Below are 17160 nucleotides of genomic sequence, written 5' to 3'. Positions count from 1 at the left end.
CGATGCATCGTCTCGTCTCCCCCGTGTGACATCGGACGCACGGGCCGATCGGACGGGGATTGAACGATCCGGATGCCGACAATCTCCCCGCGCCGGGAGATAATCCCGACCCGCCGCATCGATTCGCACTCCGCCCGCGCTGTGCTAGGCTGACCCGACACTATGAGGGGGGCGGAGATGCGCGTGATCCTGACGGCGGCGGCCCTGCTGGGCGCCGCGTTGACCGTGTCGGCGACAGCTGCGCAGCCCCCCGCGCCGACCACACCCCCACCCCCCACGCCCGCCGCGATCGCCTGCGCCGCCCCCGGCCGCACCGCCGCGAGCAGCCCCACCGGGATCGCCCCCAGCAGCAACGCGTACATCACATACAGAAACCCCGGCCGCGCCCGCGTCACCCACGGATCGGCGGGCAGCTCCGCCCCCTCCTCAACGCCTCTCGTCATGACACCCCCCTGGAAAAGTGGCGCTTTTCGCCTCACGCCCGGTTGGCGAGCCAGCCATAGAGGAACGCCTCGTTCGCCGGCCGCCGCTCCGCCAGCGCGACATAGCGCTCGCCCTGCAGCGCCTCGATCGCCTTCAGCAGCACCGCCTCGCCCCCCGCGCCGCGCCGCTTCAGGAACCCCGCCAGCGCCGCGAGCGTCCCCGCCCCGATCCGGCCATCGACGACGAGATCGGGATAATCGCTCGCCCCGCGATTGAGCGCGTTCAGCGCCCGCTGCAGAAACCCGCTCGCGACCGCCGGCCCCATATTCACCCCGGTGTCGAACAATTCCCCCGCAATATCCGGCGCGATCCGGCCAACCCCCTCATATCCCGGGTCAATCCAGTAAGCCTGCCGATAGATCGCGACCGCCGCCGCCCGCGGAAACACCCGCATGTCCCCCGCAAACCCATGCGCCCGCGCCACCGCCTGCGTAATCCCGAACCGCGTCGCCCCCCCGCGATCCGCCGGATGATCGCCGTACCCGCCCTCACGATCGATCACCGCATCGATCAGCCCACCGATCTCCATCCCCGATCCCCCGATTCGCCGCGCACTCTATAACCATATAGGTTAGCAAAAAGCAATATCGGAGCCGGTAATGGTAAAAGACAAACACCCCCCATCGTCATCCTGACGAAAGTCAGGACCCAGAGCCAAGCAGCGCAAGCGCCCGTAACCCTGGGTCCCGGGTCAAGCCCGGGATGACGAAAAAGGAAAACCCACCCCCTCGATCACCCAGCAACCCGCTCCCAAACCTCAGCTTTCCTCCCCATCAAGCCGAGCCCCATCCAGCACCCGCTCCCCCCGCGCCCGCTCCTCAGCATCCCGCGCGCGCTCCGCCTTGGTCCGCCCGAACGCCGCCCGGTTCGCGTCCGCCACCACCCCCGCCTCGCGCCGCACCCGCGCTTTGCGCGCCCGCCGCAAATTGATGATCTCGCCCATGAAAACCCCTGTCACACCGCTTGCCAGCACCCCGCCGGCGCTACAGACTGCCCCTCCTATGCGCCATCCCGTCCTGCTGTCCGCCCTCCTCCTGCTCCCCGCCGCCGCGTCGGCGCAGGCGCTGCCGCCCGGCGCCTGGGCGATCACCTCGACCGCGGTCGAGCTCGTTATTCCGGGTGCGCCGGGGTTTATCCTGCGGATGATGCGCGGAAAATCGAAGACCGAGCGCAAATGCCTGCCCCCCGAACAGGCATCGTCGGGCGTCGCCGCGCTGTTCGTCCCCAAGCCCGAGGCGCGCTGCACCGTCGAGCGCGCGCAGTTCGCGGGCGGGCGGATCGACCATGTCATGAGCTGTCCGCAGAAAAAGGGGCCGCCGATGCGGATCGTCCGCGCGGGCAGCTATGGCGCGACCGGCTTTACCGCACGGATGACGATGACCGGCGAGACCGACAAGGGCGCGATGCGGATCGTCGCGGATCAGGTCGCGGCACACACCGGTCCTGTCTGCAAACGCTGACGCCAGGATCTGGAATGGCACGATATTTCGTGCCCGGGAGCGGCATCGCCTCTGGCGGCCGGCTCCGGAAATTTCTGGTCGGGGCGACAGGATTCGAACCTGCGACCCCCACACCCCCAGTGTGATGCGCTACCAGGCTGCGCTACGCCCCGACCGAAGGGCGCGCATTATGCGGATGTTGCGCGCGATGCAAGCACGCGATTGCGGCAAAGCCCATATTCGTCCGTCTCATCGCGGCCCGGCCACGCTTCACCGGCGCACATTGGTTGCGCGGGGCGGCAACCGGTGATAGCGGCATCGCCCATGCGAGCGCGGGCGTATGGCGCCTGCCCACCAGCCAAAACGGGACTCCATGTTCATTTCCCCAGCATATGCGCAGGCCGCCGGCGAGACGGCGACATCGGGCGGCATCGCCTCGTTTCTGAGCCTTGCGCCGCTCTTCCTCGTCTTCGTCGTCTTCTATTTCCTGATGATCCGTCCGCAGCAAAAGCGGATGAAGGCGCTCCAGGCGTCGGTCGCGGCGGTCAAGAAGAATGACAGCGTCGTCACCGCGGGCGGCATCATCGGCAAGGTGACCAAGGTCGAGGACGCGATCGTCGAGATCGAGATCGCGCCCAACACCCGCGTCCGCGTCGTCAAGGCGACGCTCACCGACATCACCAGCCCGAACACGAAGCCGGCGAACGACTGATGTTGGATTTCCCCCGCTGGAAGGTCGCGTCGATCATCGGCCTGCTGGCCGTGCTCTGCGCGCTTGCGATCCCGAGCTTCTTCTCCGAATCGACGACCAGCAAGTGGGGGGCGATTCCGCATAAGCGGATCAACCTGGGTCTCGATCTGGCGGGCGGCAGCTATCTGCTGCTCGAGGCGGACACCGCCGATCTCGCCAATTCGCGGATCGAGGCGATGCGTGACAGCATCGCGGGCACGATGCGCAACGGCACGCCGCGGATCGCCATCGGCGATATTTCGGTGCGTGGCGGGCAGCTTAGCTTCCTGCTCCGCGATCCGAGCCAGGTCGATGCCGCGCGCGAGCGGCTGCTTTCGATCACCGGCGGTGGCGCCGGGATGAGCGGCCAGCGCGAATGGGACATCAACGTCGTCGACACGAGCCGGTTCGTGCTCAAGCCGACCGAGGCCGGGCTCCAGCAGGCGATCGATACCGCGATGAAGGACGCGACCGAAGTCGTCCGCCGCCGCATCGACGAACTCGGCACCAAGGAGCCGACGATCGTCCGCCAGGGCGCGACGCGTATCGTCGTCCAGGTGCCGGGCCTGCAGAATCCGCAGGCGCTCAAGAACCTGCTCGGCAAGACCGCAAAGCTCGAATTCAAGCTGGTCGACGAGACCGCGAACCCCGCCGATCTCGTCAAGGGCATCGCCCCCGTCGGCAGCCAGGTCATTCCTTATCCCGGCAATCCGCAGGGCATTCCGTTCATCGCGGTCAAGCGATCGGTGATCATCTCGGGCGATCAGCTCGCCGATGCCCGCCAGGAGTTCGAGCCGCAGACCAACGCGCCGCAGGTGGCGATCACCTTCGACGCGGTCGGTGGCCGACGTTTTGCCAAGGTCACGCAGGAAAACACGAACAAGCCGTTCGCGATCATCCTCGACAATTCGGTGATCTCCGCGCCCAACATCAACGAGCCGATTCTCGGTGGTCGCGCCTCGATCTCGGGCAATTTCACGGTCGAATCGGCCAATTCGCTCGCGATCTCGCTGCGGTCGGGCAAGCTGCCGATCAATCTGAAGATCATCGCCGAGAGCACCGTCAGCCCCGATCTCGGCAAGGATTCGATCCGCGCCGGCGTGCTGGCCAGCATCGTCGCGGCGCTCGCGGTGATCGTGTTCATGTTCGTGACCTATGGCCGGTTCGGCCTCTATGCGAACCTCGCGGTGGTCATCAACATCCTCGTGATCGTCGCCGTCATGGCGATGCTCAACGCGACGCTGACGCTGCCCGGCATCGCCGGCTTCGTGCTGACGATCGGCACCGCGGTCGACGCCAACGTGCTGATCAACGAGCGTATTCGCGAGGAACGCCGCCGCGGACGCAACATCGTTCAGGCGGTCGAGCTCGGCTACAAGGAGGCGTCGCGGACGATCTTCGAGGCCAACGTCACGCACGCGATCACCGGCGTGATCATGCTCCTGCTCGGCTCTGGCCCGGTCAAGGGCTTTGCGGTCGTGCTGCTGATCGGCATCTGCACCAGCGTGTTCACCGCGGTGACCTTCACGCGGATGCTCGTGGCGCTCTGGCTGCGCAAGAACCGCCCCACCACGATCAATATTTGAGGCGGGAGACATCATCATGCGCCTGCTGAAACTCGTACCCGACAACACCAACCTGAAGTTCGTCTCGCTCCGCAAATGGGCGTTCGGGCTGACCATCCTCCTGTCCGTTCTGGCGGTCGGATTGGTCGCGGTCCGCGGCCTCAACATGGGCGTCGACTTTGTCGGCGGCGTGCTGATCGAGGAGAATTTTGCCACCCCGCCGTCGATCGAGGCGGTCAGGACCGAGGTTGACCAGCTCGGACTCGGCGAAGCGTCGATCCAGTCCTTCAGCGATCCCCGGACGCTGTCGATCCGCCTGCCGCTGCCCGAGACGAACGACGAGGGTGCAACCAACGCGCTCGTGAAGAGGGTGTCCGACGACTTGGCCGTCAAGTTCCCGGGCGCAACCTTCTCGAAATACGACACGATTTCGGGCAAGGTTTCGGACGAGCTGATCCGCAACGGTGCGCTTGCGGTGGCACTGGCCATTCTCGGCATCGGCCTGTTCGCAGTGGTCCGCTTCGAATGGCAGTTCGGCGTGTCGACGATCGTCGCGATCGTTCACGACCTGTTGATGACGCTCGGCTTTTTCGCTTTGATGCGGGATTATTTTGAGGTCGATCTCAACATCGTCGCGGCGGTGCTGACGATCATCTCCTATTCGATCAACGACAAGATCGTCATCGACGACCGTATCCGCGAGAATATGCGCCGCTACCGGAAAATGGACATGCGCGAGATCATCGATCTGTCGGTGAACGAGACGCTGCCGCGTACCGTCATGACCTCGGTCACGATCCTGCTCGCGCTCTTCGCGATGCTGATCCTCGGCGGCCATGTGCTGCGCGGCTTCACCGCAGCGATGATCCTCGGCATCGTCGTCGGCACCTATTCGTCGATCTACGTGTCGTCGTCGCTGCTCATCACGCTCGGCCTGCGCGCCGAGCCGGAGGGCCGCAAGGGCGACCGCGACGACGCCGAGCGCGTGGGTCCGAAGGCCGGCCGCTGATGCGCGGCGGGCCCGGCACGTGAGGACAAGCGCGTGAGAATGGACAAGGAAAAGACCGACGGACCGATGATCTCGGCGATCGGTCACGGCGGGTTCCGGGTCGACGACGGCTATTACACCGCGCTGCTGATCACCCCGTCGCGCGCCGACGGCTGGACCCCGCCGCCGTTCGAGGCACTGGGCGCGGACGATGTCGCCAGCGTCCTCGCGCTGTCACCCAGGCCCGAATTCCTGCTGCTCGGCACCGGATCGCAGCTGCGCCAGCCCGCCGCCGCCTTCCGCCGCGCGGTCGAGGCGCAGGGCGTCGGGATCGAGGCGATGGACAGCCGCGCCGCCGCGCGCGCCTGGGCCGTGCTCCGCGGCGAAGGCCGCTGGATCGCCGCCGCGCTCTACCCGCTCGAAGGCTGAGGCCTTTCAGGTATTTGGTGGGGCGCGCTAGGCCCCGCCCCCGACCAGCCCCGCCAGATGCGCGAACAGCGCGGCGCTGTTCGCCTCCCAGGTAAAGCCCGCCGCGACACGCCGCGTCGCCTCTCTGGCCGGCGGTGCCGCCAGGATCCCCGCGATCGCCGCACCGAACGCCGCCGCGTCGCGCGGCACGATCCGGCCCGCCTCGTCCGACGTGACCACTTCGCCCGCGCCGCCCGCACCGGTGATCACGATCGGCGTCCCGCAGGCGAGCGCCTCGACCCACGCATTCGCCAGCCCTTCGGACGCCGAGGCCAGCGCCATCACATCGGCGGTCGCGACCAGCCGCGGAATCGCCTCATGCGCGACGCTGCCGAGCAGCCGGACCCTGTCTCCCACGCCCAGATCGCGGATCAGCGCCTCCAGCCGCGCCCGGTCGCCCCCCTCGCCCGCGATCCTCAGCGAAACACCCGGCAGGCGCGCGACCGCCTCAATCACCAGGTCATGCCCCTTGCGCGGGATCAGCGCCCCGACCGACAGCACCAGCGGCCCCGTCACGTCGAGCCGCGCCGCCTCGGCCGCACGCGCCGCCGCCTCGATCGGGCGGAACCGCGCCTGGTCGACCCCGGTATGATGCACCCGGATCCGTGCCGCCGGCATCCCCATCGCGATCATGTCCGCCCGCATCGCCGCGCTGACCGCGAGCAGCCCGTCCGCCGCGCAGCCCGCACGCCGGATCTGCGCGCGTGTGCCGGCCGCGCGACCCCAGTGATGGATATCCGCCCCGCGCGCCTTGATCGACACGGGCACACCATAGCGTCGCCCGAGCGCGACTGCGGCGACGCCGTCGGGAAAAAAGAACGATGCATCAATGACGTCGAACGGAAAACTTGGCCGCACGGCGTCGAGCACCGGGATCAGCGCGCGGGTCAGCGCCGCGGCATGCCACCGCCCCCCGGTCGCAGGAATCGTCGTGAACCGCGGCCGCTGCACGCCCACCCCGCGCCACCTCTCCTCGAGCGGTAGCTGCGCGAGCGGCGCGAAACGCGGCATCAGACGCAGCGGCCCGGGCGGCAGGCCGATCGGTGCGACGACGTGCAGATCGACCCCCGGATGCGCTGCGAGCCCCAGCGTCTGCCGCTCGACGAAGACGCCGAAATTGGGCCGGCTCGCATCGGGAAACAGCGTGGACAGGGTCAGGACGCGCATCATGGCCCTTGATATCGCCGCCGGGTTAAGAACCCTGTCGCCGCGATTATTGCAGGTCGACCGGCCCGGTCGCGATCACCCCCGCGCGCAGCGCATCGTCATAGAGCAGCGCGCTTTCGCGCTGCACCTGATGCGTCAGCCGCGCGAGCATCGCCTCGGCCTCGCCGCAGAACTCATACCAGTCCGCAGGCTCGATCGTCGGCAGCCAGTGCGCGATGAACACCCGCCATTCGCGCCGCAGCGCGTCGAGTTCGGCGGCCATGACCGCGACCGTCTCGGGCGAATAGTCCGCCTCGGTCGCGATCGCGGTCAGGTCGATCACCTCGTCCTCGACGCCCAGATGATCCGCGACCAGCACCGCGAGCTCGAGCAGCTTGCGCGACGCCGCCGCGCAATTATGCCCGCGCCGCTGCAACAGCGCGACCAGGTCGGCGCAGCGTTCGGCGATACGGTCATGATCGTCGATCAGGCGTCGCCACGACGTCCGGTCGTCACGCTGTTCGGCGAGTCTTTGTGAGGTGACTTCCATCGAACTTCTCCCCTTTTCAACGCGCGCCCTCGTCCGTCATGCCCCAACCCCCGACCGCCGGCGGATGACGATGCGCGCTACTCCCGATAGGCGGTCGTTATCGCTTCGACTTCTGCGGGATCGCCCATGATCAGGCCGATCCGCTGGTGCAGGCTGCTCGGCTCGATCGACAGGATGCGCTGCTCGCCATCGGTGGCGGCGCCGCCGGCCTGCTCCATCAGTATCGCCATCGGATTGCCCTCGTACATCAGCCGCAGCTTGCCGACCTTGCCCGGCTGGCGGACGTCGCGCGGGTACAGGAACACGCCGCCGCGCTTGAGGATGCGGTGCGCGTCGGCGACCATCGATCCGGTCCAGCGCATGTTGTAATCGGTACCGAGCGGCCCGTCCTTGCCCGCGATCCGCTCGTCGATGAACCGCGTCACCTCGGGCGACCATTGCCGCGCATTCGACGTGTTGATCGCGAATTCGCGCTTGCCACCGGGCATGCGGATGTTGGTATCGGTCATCACCCACGACCCGATCTCGCGGTCGAGCGTGAACTCGTGCACCCCCGCGCCGACCGTCAGCACCAGGATCGTCTGCGGACCATAGACCGCATAGCCCGCCGCGACCTGCGTCTGCCCGGCCTGAAGGAAGTCCTGTTCGGACACATCGGCGCCCGACGCGGTCTCGGCCGCGCGCAGCACCGAAAAGATCGTGCCGACCGACAGGTCGACGTCGATGTTGCTCGACCCGTCGATCGGATCGAACAGCAGCAGATATTCACCCTTGGGATAGCGATTGGGGACGAGGTGGATCGTCTCCATCTCCTCCGACGCCATCGCCGCCAGATGCCCGCCCCACTCGTTCGCCTCGAGCAGCATCTCGTTCGCGATCACGTCGAGCTTCTTCTGCACCTCGCCCTGGACGTTCTCGCTCTCGAGGCTGCCGAGCACGCCGCCCAGCGCCCCCTTGCCGATCGCATGGCTGATCGCCTTGCACGACCGCGCGACGACCTCGATCAGCAGGCGCAGCTGCGGCTGCAGCGTGCCGGCCTCGCGTTGCTGTTCGATCAGGAACTGGGTCAGCGTCTTGCGCTTCATGGGCAGGGTACCTTCGACCGGAATGGAGAATGCAATCGTGGTTAGCCAAGCCGATCCTGCTATACCATAGGAGAGAAATGCCCGATCCGACCGAACGATCCCTGTTTATGACGGGGTGTTTCGGCCAATCGGCTCGCGCTGGCGCGGCATTGCCGTTAGAGGCTGCCGCGATGTCCGCGTTCGACCAGCATCATCGCGACCTCTCCACGCTTGCCACAGCAACGCGCCGCCGCGCGCTGATTGCGCGGCAAGGGGTTGATTTCGCGTCCAATGACTATCTCGCGCTTGGCCAGAGCGGGCGGATCGCGGCGGCCGTCGCGGCCGCGCTCGCGCGCGGCGTCGCGGTCGGTTCGGGCGGATCGCGGCTGCTCCGCGGCAACGACCCCGAACATATCCTGCTCGAAACCGAGGCGGCGGCGTTCTTCGGTGCGGAGGCGGCGTTGTACTTCTCGACCGGGTACGCCGCCAACGCCGCGCTGTTCGCGACGCTGCCGCAGACCGGCGACCTCGTCGTCCACGACGCGCTGATCCATGCGAGCGCGCATGAGGGGATGCGGCTCGGCCGTGCGGAGACGGTCTCGGCAGCGCATAACGACGTCACCGCCTTCGCCGATGCGATCGCGCAGTGGCGCCGAGCGGGCGGCACCGGGCGGCCCTGGATCGCGGTCGAAAGCCTCTACAGCATGGACGGCGACCGCGCGCCGCTCGACGATCTCGTCGCGCTCGCCGAGGCGCATGACGGCGTCGTGCTGATCGACGAGGCGCATGCCACCGGCGTGTTCGGCGACGATGGCCGCGGCCTCGCCGGGCATCTGGAGGGACGGCCCGACATCGTTACGCTGCGCACCTGCGGCAAGGCGATGGGGTGCGAGGGCGCGCTGGTCTGCGGCCCCGAAGTGGTCCGCGACTTCCTCGTCAACCGCGCGCGCGCGTTCATCTTCTCGACCGCGCCCTCGCCGCTGATGGCGAGCGCCGCGCGCGCGAGCCTCCAGATCCTCGCCGACGAACCCGACCGCCGCACCGCCCTGCGTGCGCTCATCGCCACCGCCGAAACCGTGCTCGCGCCCTACGGCGTCGTGCCGACCGGATCGCAGATCCTGCCGCTCGTGCTTGGCGACGATGCGACGACGATGCGCGTCGCCGCGGCGGTCCAGGCGGCAGGGTTCGACGTTCGCGGGATCCGCCCGCCGACCGTGCCCAGGGGCACGTCGCGCCTGCGGATCTCGCTCACGCTCAACGTCACCGCACCCCAGATTGCGGGGCTCGGCGACGCGTTGCAAAAGGCCCTGTCATGACCCGCCTCGTCGTTACCGGCACCGACACCGATGTCGGCAAGACCGTCTTTGCCGCCGCGCTCGCGGGAGCGCTCAACGCAAGCTATTGGAAACCCGTTCAGGCCGGGCTCGACGGCGGCAGCGATGCGTCGCGCGTCGCCGCGCTGTCCGGCCTCGCGCGCGAGCGGATCCTGCCCGAGGCCTATCGGCTGACCACGCCCTGCTCGCCCGACCGCGCGGCGACGATCGACGGCGTGACGATCGACCTCGACCGGCTCGTTCCCCCCGCGCTGCCCGGCCCGCTGGTGATCGAGGGGGCGGGCGGGGTGATGGTGCCGCTGACCGACACCCGCGTCTTTGCCGACCTGTTCGCACAGTGGCGGTTGCCCGTCGTGATCGTCGCGCGCACCGCGCTCGGCACGATCAACCACAGCCTGTTGTCGATCGAGGCGCTGCGCTGCCGCGACGTGCCGATCCTCGGCGTCGCGTTCGTCGGCGATGCGGTCCCGCACAGCGAGGCGGCGATCGTCCGGCTGGGCGACGTGCGACATCTCGGCCGGCTGCCGATGCTCCCCCGGCTCGACGCCGCCGCGCTCAGTGCCGCCTTCGCCGCCAGTTTCCGGCTCGAGGATTTCCGATGACGTCGCCGATCTGGCATCCCTTCACCCAGCATGGTCTGGGCGACCCGATCCCCCGCATCGTCCGGACCGAGGGCGCGACGCTCCACACTAGCGACGGGCGGCGGATCGTCGACGCGATCTCGTCCTGGTGGGTGACGACGCATGGCCACCGCCATCCCCGGATCATGGCCGCGATCGCCGAGGAGGCGGGGCGGATGGACCAGATCATCTTCGCCGGCTGGACGCACGAACCCGCCGAAACGCTCGCACGCGGACTCGTCGCGATCATGCCCGAGGCGCTGCGCCACGTCTTCTTCTCTGATTCCGGTTCGACCGCGGTCGAGGTCGCGCTGAAGATGGCGCTCGGTTACTGGCGCAACCGCGACGAACCGCGCGACCGGATCCTGGTACTCGAACACAGCTATCACGGCGACACGATCGGGACGATGTCGGTCGGTGAACGCGGCGTCTACAACCGCGCCTATGCGCCGCTGCTGTTCGACGTCGGCACCATCCCCTTCCCCCACCCCGGCGCCGAACAGGCCACGCTCGACGCGCTTGAGGCAGCGTGCCGCGCCGCACCCGCCGCGTTCATCGTCGAACCGCTCGTGCTCGGCGCGGGCGGCATGCTGATCTATCCGCCGAACGTGCTCGCCGAGATGCGCGCGATCTGCGCCCGTCACGCCGTGCTGTTCATCGCCGACGAGGTGATGACCGGCTGGGGCCGCACCGGTACGCTGCTGGCCTGCGAACAGGCGGGCGTCGTGCCGGACATCCTCTGCCTGTCCAAGGGTTTGACCGGCGGCGCGGTCCCGCTCGCGGTGACGATGGCGACCGCGGCAATCTTCGACGCGCATCTGTCCGACGACCGCGCGCGGATGTTCTTCCACTCCTCGAGCTACACCGCCAACCCGATCGCCTGCGCCGCCGCCAACGCGAACCTCGCAATCTGGCGCGACGAGCCGGTGCATGACCGGATCGCGACGCTCGGCGCACGACAGGCGGCGCATCTCGACCGCATCGCCCGCCTGCCCGGCGTGACCAACCCGCGCCGCATCGGCACGATCGCCGCGGTCGACCTGCAGGTCGGCGATCGCGGCTATCTGTCGGATCTCGGCCCGAAACTGCTGCGCTTCTTCACCGCACACGACCTGTTGCTGCGACCGCTCGGCAACACCGTCTACGTCATGCCGCCCTATTGCATCGACGAGCCCGATCTCGACGCGATCTATGCCGCGATCGAGGAGGCGTGCGCGACCTTGCTCTAGTCCTCGCTGTAGCGTTCCTCGGCCCAGGGATCGCCGCGCCTGTGATAGCCATTGACCTCCCAGAAGCCCGGCTTGTCCGCGCCAAGGAATTCAATCCGCGAAATCCACTTCGCGCTTTTCCAGAAATAGAGATGCGGGATGACGAGGCGGACCGGGCCGCCATGCTCGCGCGTCAGCGGCTTGCCCTGCCAGCTGTGCACGAGCAGCGCGTCCGCCGCGGCGAAATCGGCCAGCGGGACATTGGTGGTGTAGCCGTCATAGCCGTGCAGCGTCAGGAACGCCGCCGCATCCCCCGGGCCGACATGGTCGAGCAGGTCGCGCGTCGCCACGCCCGACCAGTCATTGTCGTAGCGCGACCAGGTCGTGACGCAGTGAATGTCCGACCGCACCGCGGTCTGCGGCAACGCCATGAACCCCGCCCAGTCGAGCGTCACCGGCCGCTCGACCAGCCCGTCGATCGTCAGCCGCCACCGCTCGCGCGCGATATCGGGCTGCTGGCCGAGATCAAGCACCGGCCAGTCGCGGACCAGATGCTGCCCCGGCGGCAACCGGTCGCCCTCCGCGCGGTCCGTCGCTCCCGTCAGGAACTTGCCCTCGCTTGCCCAGCGTTGCTTCGACCGCGTCAGCTTGGTCGGTTCGGACCTGTCATCATCGCTCATGCGGCACAGACTAGGCGGCTTGCGGCGACGGGGCCACCGTCGATTTCCCGCGGGATTTCCCAGGGGATTTCACGCTGCAGAGCGGGTATCCCCCGACAATGCCTCAACCGATCACCTTCTATGTCGGCCATCAGGGCCGCGGCCATGCCAATCGCGCAATGGCGATCATCGACGCGTTACCCGCCGAGCGCGCCGTCACGATCCTGACCGCACGCCCCGCATTGTTCGACGGGTTCGCGCGCGCCGTCACGCTGGTGCCCCTGCCCGACGAGGGCGCGGCCAGCGACAGCCCCCCGCCGGCGCTCGCCGCGCAGCCCACCCCCGACATCCTCCACCGCGCACCGATCGGCGACGCGGCGATCCGCGCGACGATGCGGACGATCCTCGACCATCTCGACACGGTCGATCCCGCGCTGTTCGTGGTCGACGTCTCCGCCGAGATCGCGCTGCTGGCCCGCATCGCCAGCGTCCCTGCGATCGGGATCCGGATGCACGGCAACCGCGGCGATGCCGCGCATCTCGCCGGCTATCGCGCCTGTGTCGGCCTGCTCGCGCCCTTCGACGAAGCGCTCGAACAGCCCGAGACCCCTGACTGGATCCGCGCCATGACCCATTATGCGGGCGGGCTCTGCACCGCGCAGGACGTCGTGCCGGGCAAGGCGGAGGCGCGGGCGATGCTCAGCCTCTCCCCCGACCGCGAGATCGTCGTCGTGCTGACCGGCGGCGGCGGCGCAGGCACGCCCTATGCGCCGCTGACCATGGCCGCGCGCGCGCTGCCAGAGACCGACTGGCTGGTGCTCGGCCCCGTCCAGCGCGAAGGCCATGAGACCGATTTCGGCAATCTCCACCTGCGCGGCTGGGTGTCGACGATCACCGCGCACATCGCCGCCGCCGACGTCGTCGTCGCCTCCAGTGGCGATACCATCGTCCACGAAATCGCGCGCATCGGCCGCCCGTATGTCTGCGCGCCCGAGTGGCGCTATTTCGACGAACAGATGCGCAAGGCCGAACGCCTGGCCGAACTCGGCGCCGCGATCCTGGTGCCAAGCTGGCCCGGTGCATCGACCCCGTGGCGCGGCCTGTTGGACGCCGCCAAGGCGCTCGATCCCACAGCGCTCGCAAGCCTCCACACCTCCACCGCCGCCGCCAGCGCCGCGGACTATCTCGACCGGCTCGCCACCGATCTCTGGACACGCTGAACCGGCACGATCTGGTTGAAAGACGGGCGGGTCCGATCCGGACGTTTTTAGCTGTATCCGGTTCATTGCCAAGCTAGCCTGCGTCATGCACCTGACCCGCCCACAGGCCGACTCGCTCGCCCGTGAGGGCATGACCGCGCTGCGCAACGGCGACGCCGCTGTCGCCTATGAAAGGCTGTCGCTGTTGCGCGACGGCGCGCCGGGCACGCCCGCGCCCTGGTTTCTGATCGCGCAGGCGGCGCAGGCGCTCGGGCGCGACGATGAGGCCGACGACGCGCTCGTCCGCTTTCTCGCGACCGAGCCCCGGCATCTCGGCGCACTGCTGACGATGGCGGCGCTCAAGCGTCGTCGTGGGGACGATCGTGCGGCGGAGTCCTTCTATCGCACCGCGCTGTCGGTCGCGTCCCAGCCGGGTGCGACCATCGCCCCCGCGCTCGTCCCCCTGCTTCGGGCGGGCGAGACCTTCCTGACCGAAGTCGCTGGCCGCTTCTCGGCGCATCTCGACGCGGCTCTCAAGGACATGCCGCGCGTGGCGGGTCCCCGGATCCATCACGCGCTCGACCTGTTGCTCGGCCGGAGCGAGCTCTATCTTCAGCAACCCTCGATGTTCTATTTCCCGGGCCTGGCGCAGCGTGCCTATTTCGAGCGCGAAGAGTTTGACTGGGTCGCCCCGATCGAAGCGGCGACCGGCGCGATCCGAGCCGAACTCGACGCAGTGCTCGCGGCCGGACAGGGCTTTGCACCCTATGTACAGACGATGGCCGGTCGACCACCGCCGGCGAACCCGCTGCTCGACGATCCGGGCTGGGGCGCCTTTCACCTCTGGCGTGGTGGCGTGCCGGTCGAGCCCAATGCAACGATGTGCCCGAACACGATGGCCGCGCTGTCGCTGGCGCCGATTCCCGTCATTCCCGGCCGGTCGCCGATGGCGATCTTCTCGCGCCTGACCCCCGGCACGCATATCCGCCCGCATCACGGCATGCTCAACACGCGGCTGATCTGCCACCTCCCCCTCATCGCCCCTGACGGATGCGCGCTGCGCGTAGGGTCCGAGACGCGGCCGTGGCGCGACGGCAGGATGCTGATATTTGACGATTCTTTCGAGCACGAGGCGTGGAACCGGGGGACGCAGACCCGGATCGTCCTGCTGTTCGAAGTCTGGCGTCCCGAACTGACCGCAAGCGAACGCGGCGCGCTGACCGACATATTCGCCGCGATCGACCGGTATCAGGGTCCCGTGGTCGATACCGGCTAAGCGCGGCCGGCGTGTCGATCAGTCGCCCGGCATCGCGCGGGTATGCATCTCGCGCGTCTCGTCCTGCGCCAGTTCATACTGGCGTCGCCATTCCGCCTTGGTCAGGCAGATGCGCTGGCTCGCGACCAGCGAGCCCGTCCTCGCCTGCGCACGACAGATCTTCTTCTCCGGCAAGGGCCCCGCGGTTGCTGATGCGGTCGTGGGTCGGACACCCGCAGGCAGCGTCCACACGACTTGCCCCTCCTGCCGGGTCGTCGGCCCGCCGCCGCCCGGTGCGACATAGGCCGCAATCTGCGCATGCGAGAACAGGAAGTCGCACGTCGCCTCGTCGAGCGACGCAAAACCGCTGCTCTTCGAAACCGCACATTCGCGCAACCGCCCCTGCCGGTCCACGGTGACGCTGATCCCGACGGTTCCCTGCTCACCGCGACGCAGCGCTCCGCGCGGATAATTGGCGAGCTGAACCCGTGCATTCTTTTCCCGGAGCGCCTGCAGCGCGGGATCGTCTCCAGATGCAGTGGAGACGGGTGCGATTTGCGCCCCGACGGCCGATAAGCCGACCATACCCCCGACGAGCGCGATGACCCACGACCCTCGGCTTGCCCATGACAGCGTCGTCCGCATAGTTTCGTCTCCCAGCCAGTATTTCACCACCGCAGCCTCGCGCGGGCAAGCTCAATCCACCACGTCGCCCGCCATGCCCAGCTGCGCGCCGAGCGTCCCGAACATCCGCCGCATCATCGCGATTTCGCTCGCGGTGAGATGCGGGTTCCAGACGTCGACGATCAGGACGGCGCGAATCTCGTCGCTGTCGTTCCACGCCTCATGCTCGATCGTGTCGTCAAACACGAACGCCTCACCGACGCGCCACGCTCGGGTCTCGCCACCGACCCGAAAGCCGCATCGGTCGGGAACGATCAGGGGGAGATGCACGACGGACCGGATATTGCTGACCCCCGTATGCGGCGGCAGCCGCGTGCCGGGCTTGAGGACCGAGAAGAAGGCGGACGGCCCGCGGCCGGGAATGTCCGCCAACGGCAGCGTCTCCAGCATCGCCGCGGTTTGCGGGCACCGCGTGCACACCGCTTCGTCGCGCACGCCATACCGCCACAGATATCGGGCGCTCCACAGATCCGACCCGTCGAGTGGGGTCCACCGGTTCGGCGGCGTGCCCGGCGTCATCGCGACATAGGGCGCGAAGCCCGATGCCCCATCGGCAAGAAGGTTTTCCAGCTCTGCGCGGATCGCCGGCGTGGCGGCTTCGAACGCGGCCAGCCAGGGAAAATGCCGCCGGGGAAAGAATTCGTCGGCGGGCAGGAATGGAAAATGCAGCCCGTGGGGCACCGGCGCATGGATCGCCCGACGACCGAGCATCGCATCGATACAGACGTCGATGCGACGTCGGTCGTCCGCGGCCGCATCCTCCCGCAACGGTGCAAGCGCCGTATCGATGGCATCGGACAGCGCACGTGTATGCTGCGCGATCCTATCAGAGGCACGGACGAGGAGCTGGCTCAACGCCGGCGACCGCTCGGGGAGCGACTGAACGATCGTGGCCACCCCACCCCAGCGAAACGCCGCCGCCGCAGTGTTACCGACGCGGTCCTGCAGTTCGGCCAGCCGGACGTTCGCCATCAGATTGCGCTGGTCGAGCGCAAGTGCGCGTTCGAGCGCGGTCTGTTCACCCACGCTGTCGCCGAGCCCGCGATAGGCGCTCGCCAGGTTCATCCAGAGCGGCGACGCGGCAGGGTCAGCCGTCGTCGCGCGCGCGAAATAGCCGACCGCCATACCATCGCCCCGCGCCAACGCGTCGAGGCCCAGCGCGTTGAGCGCAACAGGATGTTCGGGCGCAATGCCGAGCACGTCGTGAAAGACGGCGCAGGCCCGCGCACCGTCGCCGGCACGCTGCGCGGTTTCGGCGGCTTGCAACAACATCTCGAGCGACGGCCCCGGCTGCTGGCGCATCACCGGGGCGCCGTTATTGCGCACCGCTGCGTGCGGCACGTTCGACCATATCCTGTCCCGCGGCACGTCCCGCCTGTGCGATCTGGTCCCATTCCGCGCGCGTATGGCATTCGCGTCGCGTCTCGATCAGCGATCCCGACGGCGCCGATCGCTTGCAGATCCGACGCTCGGCCGGCGGTGTCGCGGCCGGTGGCGCCTCATCGCGGTGCGCCATCGTCGCACCGGCCGCTGCCATAGTGAGCGCGGACGGCGCCGCCACGATCAGCGACACCGCGGCGAGACCCGATCGGACCGCCGATCCATACCATGTCGTCCGCATCATCATGCCGCTCCGCAATGCATTGCCGAGACGCATCATGACGGGTCCTTTCAGTTTCGCAACGAGAATTTGGCCGATCCGGACGTACCAAGACTGGTAGCGGTCGGGACCATGATATGCGATCCCGATGCCATGACCCGTCCGACC

The 17160-nt window shown here is 68.3% G+C and carries 19 protein-coding genes and 1 tRNA gene; 10 read left to right on the top strand and 10 right to left on the bottom strand.

Going from position 1 to position 17160, the window contains the following annotated elements; genetic code table 11:
- Nucleotides 1–475: 475 nt before the first annotated feature.
- Both GV027_RS13965 and GV027_RS13960 read right to left on the bottom strand, forming a co-directional pair.
- The gene (locus tag GV027_RS13965) at nucleotides 476–1012 is read right to left on the bottom strand and encodes a glycoside hydrolase family 108 protein (RefSeq protein ID WP_107045616.1); all 537 of its coding nucleotides are present in this window, start codon (nucleotides 1010–1012) and stop codon (nucleotides 476–478) included.
- A 228-nt stretch (nucleotides 1013–1240) separates the two neighbouring features.
- The gene (locus GV027_RS13960) at nucleotides 1241–1426 is read right to left on the bottom strand and encodes a DUF4169 family protein (RefSeq protein ID WP_056409275.1); all 186 of its coding nucleotides are present in this window, start codon (nucleotides 1424–1426) and stop codon (nucleotides 1241–1243) included.
- Nucleotides 1427–1484: 58 nt separating this feature from the next.
- Between GV027_RS13960 and GV027_RS13955 the strand changes: the two genes are divergently transcribed.
- Nucleotides 1485–1943, top strand: a complete 459-nt coding sequence (locus GV027_RS13955) for a DUF3617 domain-containing protein (protein WP_159512244.1) — start codon at nucleotides 1485–1487, stop codon at nucleotides 1941–1943.
- A gap of 75 nt (nucleotides 1944–2018) precedes the next feature.
- Here GV027_RS13955 and GV027_RS13950 read toward each other — a convergent pair.
- Nucleotides 2019–2095 (bottom strand) — tRNA-Pro (locus tag GV027_RS13950).
- Between the two features lie 200 nt (nucleotides 2096–2295).
- Between GV027_RS13950 and yajC the strand changes: the two genes are divergently transcribed.
- From yajC to GV027_RS13930, 4 genes are read left to right on the top strand one after another with little or no spacing between them, the layout of a single operon-like run.
- On the top strand, nucleotides 2296–2634 hold the full coding sequence (gene yajC, locus GV027_RS13945) for a preprotein translocase subunit YajC (RefSeq protein WP_031395363.1): 339 nt from the start codon (nucleotides 2296–2298) through the stop codon (nucleotides 2632–2634).
- Entirely contained in the window at nucleotides 2634–4238 is a 1605-nt protein-coding gene (gene secD / locus GV027_RS13940) for a protein translocase subunit SecD (RefSeq protein ID WP_056409036.1), read from the top strand. The genes yajC and secD overlap by 1 nt, the downstream gene beginning before the upstream one ends.
- A 16-nt stretch (nucleotides 4239–4254) precedes the next feature.
- Nucleotides 4255–5226, top strand: coding sequence for a protein translocase subunit SecF (gene secF / locus GV027_RS13935; RefSeq protein ID WP_159512243.1), 972 nt, complete (start codon nucleotides 4255–4257; stop codon nucleotides 5224–5226).
- Nucleotides 5227–5265: 39 nt separating this feature from the next.
- Nucleotides 5266–5634 carry an Mth938-like domain-containing protein gene (locus GV027_RS13930; RefSeq protein WP_159512928.1) on the top strand — a complete coding sequence of 123 codons (369 nt, stop codon included), beginning with the start codon at nucleotides 5266–5268 and terminating at the stop codon, nucleotides 5632–5634.
- 27 nt (nucleotides 5635–5661) lie between these two features.
- Here the strand turns inward: GV027_RS13930 and GV027_RS13925 are convergent, their stop codons facing one another.
- The 3 genes from GV027_RS13925 to GV027_RS13915 all read right to left on the bottom strand — a co-directional run bounded on the left by GV027_RS13925 (nucleotide 5662) and on the right by GV027_RS13915 (nucleotide 8454).
- Nucleotides 5662–6843 (bottom strand): glycosyltransferase, encoded by a 1182-nt coding sequence (locus GV027_RS13925; RefSeq protein WP_159512242.1) that lies wholly within the window; start codon nucleotides 6841–6843, stop codon nucleotides 5662–5664.
- A gap of 43 nt (nucleotides 6844–6886) precedes the next feature.
- Nucleotides 6887–7369, bottom strand: a complete 483-nt coding sequence (locus GV027_RS13920) for a hemerythrin domain-containing protein (protein WP_159512241.1) — start codon at nucleotides 7367–7369, stop codon at nucleotides 6887–6889.
- A gap of 77 nt (nucleotides 7370–7446) precedes the next feature.
- The gene (locus GV027_RS13915; protein ID WP_159512240.1) at nucleotides 7447–8454 is read right to left on the bottom strand and encodes a class 1 fructose-bisphosphatase; all 1008 of its coding nucleotides are present in this window, start codon (nucleotides 8452–8454) and stop codon (nucleotides 7447–7449) included.
- A 170-nt stretch (nucleotides 8455–8624) separates the two neighbouring features.
- Between GV027_RS13915 and GV027_RS13910 the strand changes: the two genes are divergently transcribed.
- The 3 genes from GV027_RS13910 to GV027_RS13900 are packed head-to-tail and all read left to right on the top strand — an operon-like array spanning nucleotide 8625 to nucleotide 11616.
- Nucleotides 8625–9749 carry an 8-amino-7-oxononanoate synthase gene (locus tag GV027_RS13910; RefSeq protein WP_159512239.1) on the top strand — a complete coding sequence of 375 codons (1125 nt, stop codon included), beginning with the start codon at nucleotides 8625–8627 and terminating at the stop codon, nucleotides 9747–9749.
- Nucleotides 9746–10369 carry a dethiobiotin synthase gene (gene bioD / locus GV027_RS13905; RefSeq protein ID WP_159512238.1) on the top strand — a complete coding sequence of 208 codons (624 nt, stop codon included), beginning with the start codon at nucleotides 9746–9748 and terminating at the stop codon, nucleotides 10367–10369. The genes GV027_RS13910 and bioD overlap by 4 nt, the downstream gene beginning before the upstream one ends.
- Nucleotides 10366–11616 carry an adenosylmethionine--8-amino-7-oxononanoate transaminase gene (locus tag GV027_RS13900; protein ID WP_159512237.1) on the top strand — a complete coding sequence of 417 codons (1251 nt, stop codon included), beginning with the start codon at nucleotides 10366–10368 and terminating at the stop codon, nucleotides 11614–11616. Before bioD ends, GV027_RS13900 begins: the two co-directional genes overlap by 4 nt.
- Here the strand turns inward: GV027_RS13900 and GV027_RS13895 are convergent.
- Nucleotides 11613–12275 carry a sulfite oxidase-like oxidoreductase gene (locus tag GV027_RS13895; RefSeq protein WP_159512236.1) on the bottom strand — a complete coding sequence of 221 codons (663 nt, stop codon included), beginning with the start codon at nucleotides 12273–12275 and terminating at the stop codon, nucleotides 11613–11615. The genes GV027_RS13900 and GV027_RS13895 overlap by 4 nt on opposite strands.
- Nucleotides 12276–12373: 98 nt before the next feature.
- Between GV027_RS13895 and GV027_RS13890 the strand changes: the two genes are divergently transcribed.
- Complete coding sequence (locus GV027_RS13890) at nucleotides 12374–13474, top strand: glycosyl transferase (RefSeq protein WP_159512235.1); 1101 nt, start codon at nucleotides 12374–12376, stop codon at nucleotides 13472–13474.
- Nucleotides 13475–13559: 85 nt separating this feature from the next.
- Nucleotides 13560–14729, top strand: coding sequence for an aspartyl/asparaginyl beta-hydroxylase domain-containing protein (locus tag GV027_RS13885; RefSeq protein ID WP_236559228.1), 1170 nt, complete (start codon nucleotides 13560–13562; stop codon nucleotides 14727–14729).
- 18 nt (nucleotides 14730–14747) lie between these two features.
- Here GV027_RS13885 and GV027_RS13880 read toward each other — a convergent pair whose 3' ends face one another.
- From GV027_RS13880 to GV027_RS13870, 3 genes are all read right to left on the bottom strand, one after another.
- A complete protein-coding gene (locus GV027_RS13880; RefSeq protein ID WP_236559227.1) occupies nucleotides 14748–15353 on the bottom strand; it encodes an energy transducer TonB in 606 nt (201 codons plus the stop codon).
- A gap of 51 nt (nucleotides 15354–15404) precedes the next feature.
- Nucleotides 15405–16733 carry an aspartyl/asparaginyl beta-hydroxylase domain-containing protein gene (locus GV027_RS13875; RefSeq protein WP_236559226.1) on the bottom strand — a complete coding sequence of 443 codons (1329 nt, stop codon included), beginning with the start codon at nucleotides 16731–16733 and terminating at the stop codon, nucleotides 15405–15407.
- Nucleotides 16708–17160 (bottom strand): hypothetical protein (locus GV027_RS13870; RefSeq protein WP_236559225.1); only part of this gene is annotated, 453 nt, incomplete at its 5' end. The genes GV027_RS13875 and GV027_RS13870, both read right to left, overlap by 26 nt.

Origin of the sequence: Sphingomonas sp. T1 (assembly GCF_902506585.1) — a bacterium.
Taxonomy (GTDB): Bacteria; Pseudomonadota; Alphaproteobacteria; order Sphingomonadales; family Sphingomonadaceae; genus Sphingomonas; species Sphingomonas aerolata.
This window is presented reverse-complemented; position numbering and strand designations above follow the sequence as displayed.

What these genes read in the sequence shown, in the direction of transcription:
- GV027_RS13880 (WP_236559227.1), bottom strand. Translation starts at nt 15,353, where the DNA reads ATGCGGACGACGCTGTCATGGGCAAGCCGAGGGTCGTGGGTCATCGCG.
- secD (WP_056409036.1), top strand. Translation starts at nt 2,634, where the DNA reads ATGTTGGATTTCCCCCGCTGGAAGGTCGCGTCGATCATCGGCCTGCTG.
- GV027_RS13955 (WP_159512244.1), top strand. Translation starts at nt 1,485, where the DNA reads ATGCGCCATCCCGTCCTGCTGTCCGCCCTCCTCCTGCTCCCCGCCGCC.
- GV027_RS13930 (WP_159512928.1), top strand. Translation starts at nt 5,266, where the DNA reads ATGGACAAGGAAAAGACCGACGGACCGATGATCTCGGCGATCGGTCAC.
- bioD (WP_159512238.1), top strand. Translation starts at nt 9,746, where the DNA reads ATGACCCGCCTCGTCGTTACCGGCACCGACACCGATGTCGGCAAGACC.
- GV027_RS13915 (WP_159512240.1), bottom strand. Translation starts at nt 8,454, where the DNA reads ATGAAGCGCAAGACGCTGACCCAGTTCCTGATCGAACAGCAACGCGAG.
- GV027_RS13895 (WP_159512236.1), bottom strand. Translation starts at nt 12,275, where the DNA reads ATGAGCGATGATGACAGGTCCGAACCGACCAAGCTGACGCGGTCGAAG.
- GV027_RS13890 (WP_159512235.1), top strand. Translation starts at nt 12,374, where the DNA reads ATGCCTCAACCGATCACCTTCTATGTCGGCCATCAGGGCCGCGGCCAT.
- secF (WP_159512243.1), top strand. Translation starts at nt 4,255, where the DNA reads ATGCGCCTGCTGAAACTCGTACCCGACAACACCAACCTGAAGTTCGTC.
- GV027_RS13885 (WP_236559228.1), top strand. Translation starts at nt 13,560, where the DNA reads ATGCACCTGACCCGCCCACAGGCCGACTCGCTCGCCCGTGAGGGCATG.
- GV027_RS13900 (WP_159512237.1), top strand. Translation starts at nt 10,366, where the DNA reads ATGACGTCGCCGATCTGGCATCCCTTCACCCAGCATGGTCTGGGCGAC.
- GV027_RS13910 (WP_159512239.1), top strand. Translation starts at nt 8,625, where the DNA reads ATGTCCGCGTTCGACCAGCATCATCGCGACCTCTCCACGCTTGCCACA.
- GV027_RS13925 (WP_159512242.1), bottom strand. Translation starts at nt 6,843, where the DNA reads ATGATGCGCGTCCTGACCCTGTCCACGCTGTTTCCCGATGCGAGCCGG.
- GV027_RS13960 (WP_056409275.1), bottom strand. Translation starts at nt 1,426, where the DNA reads ATGGGCGAGATCATCAATTTGCGGCGGGCGCGCAAAGCGCGGGTGCGG.
- GV027_RS13965 (WP_107045616.1), bottom strand. Translation starts at nt 1,012, where the DNA reads ATGGAGATCGGTGGGCTGATCGATGCGGTGATCGATCGTGAGGGCGGG.
- GV027_RS13920 (WP_159512241.1), bottom strand. Translation starts at nt 7,369, where the DNA reads ATGGAAGTCACCTCACAAAGACTCGCCGAACAGCGTGACGACCGGACG.
- yajC (WP_031395363.1), top strand. Translation starts at nt 2,296, where the DNA reads ATGTTCATTTCCCCAGCATATGCGCAGGCCGCCGGCGAGACGGCGACA.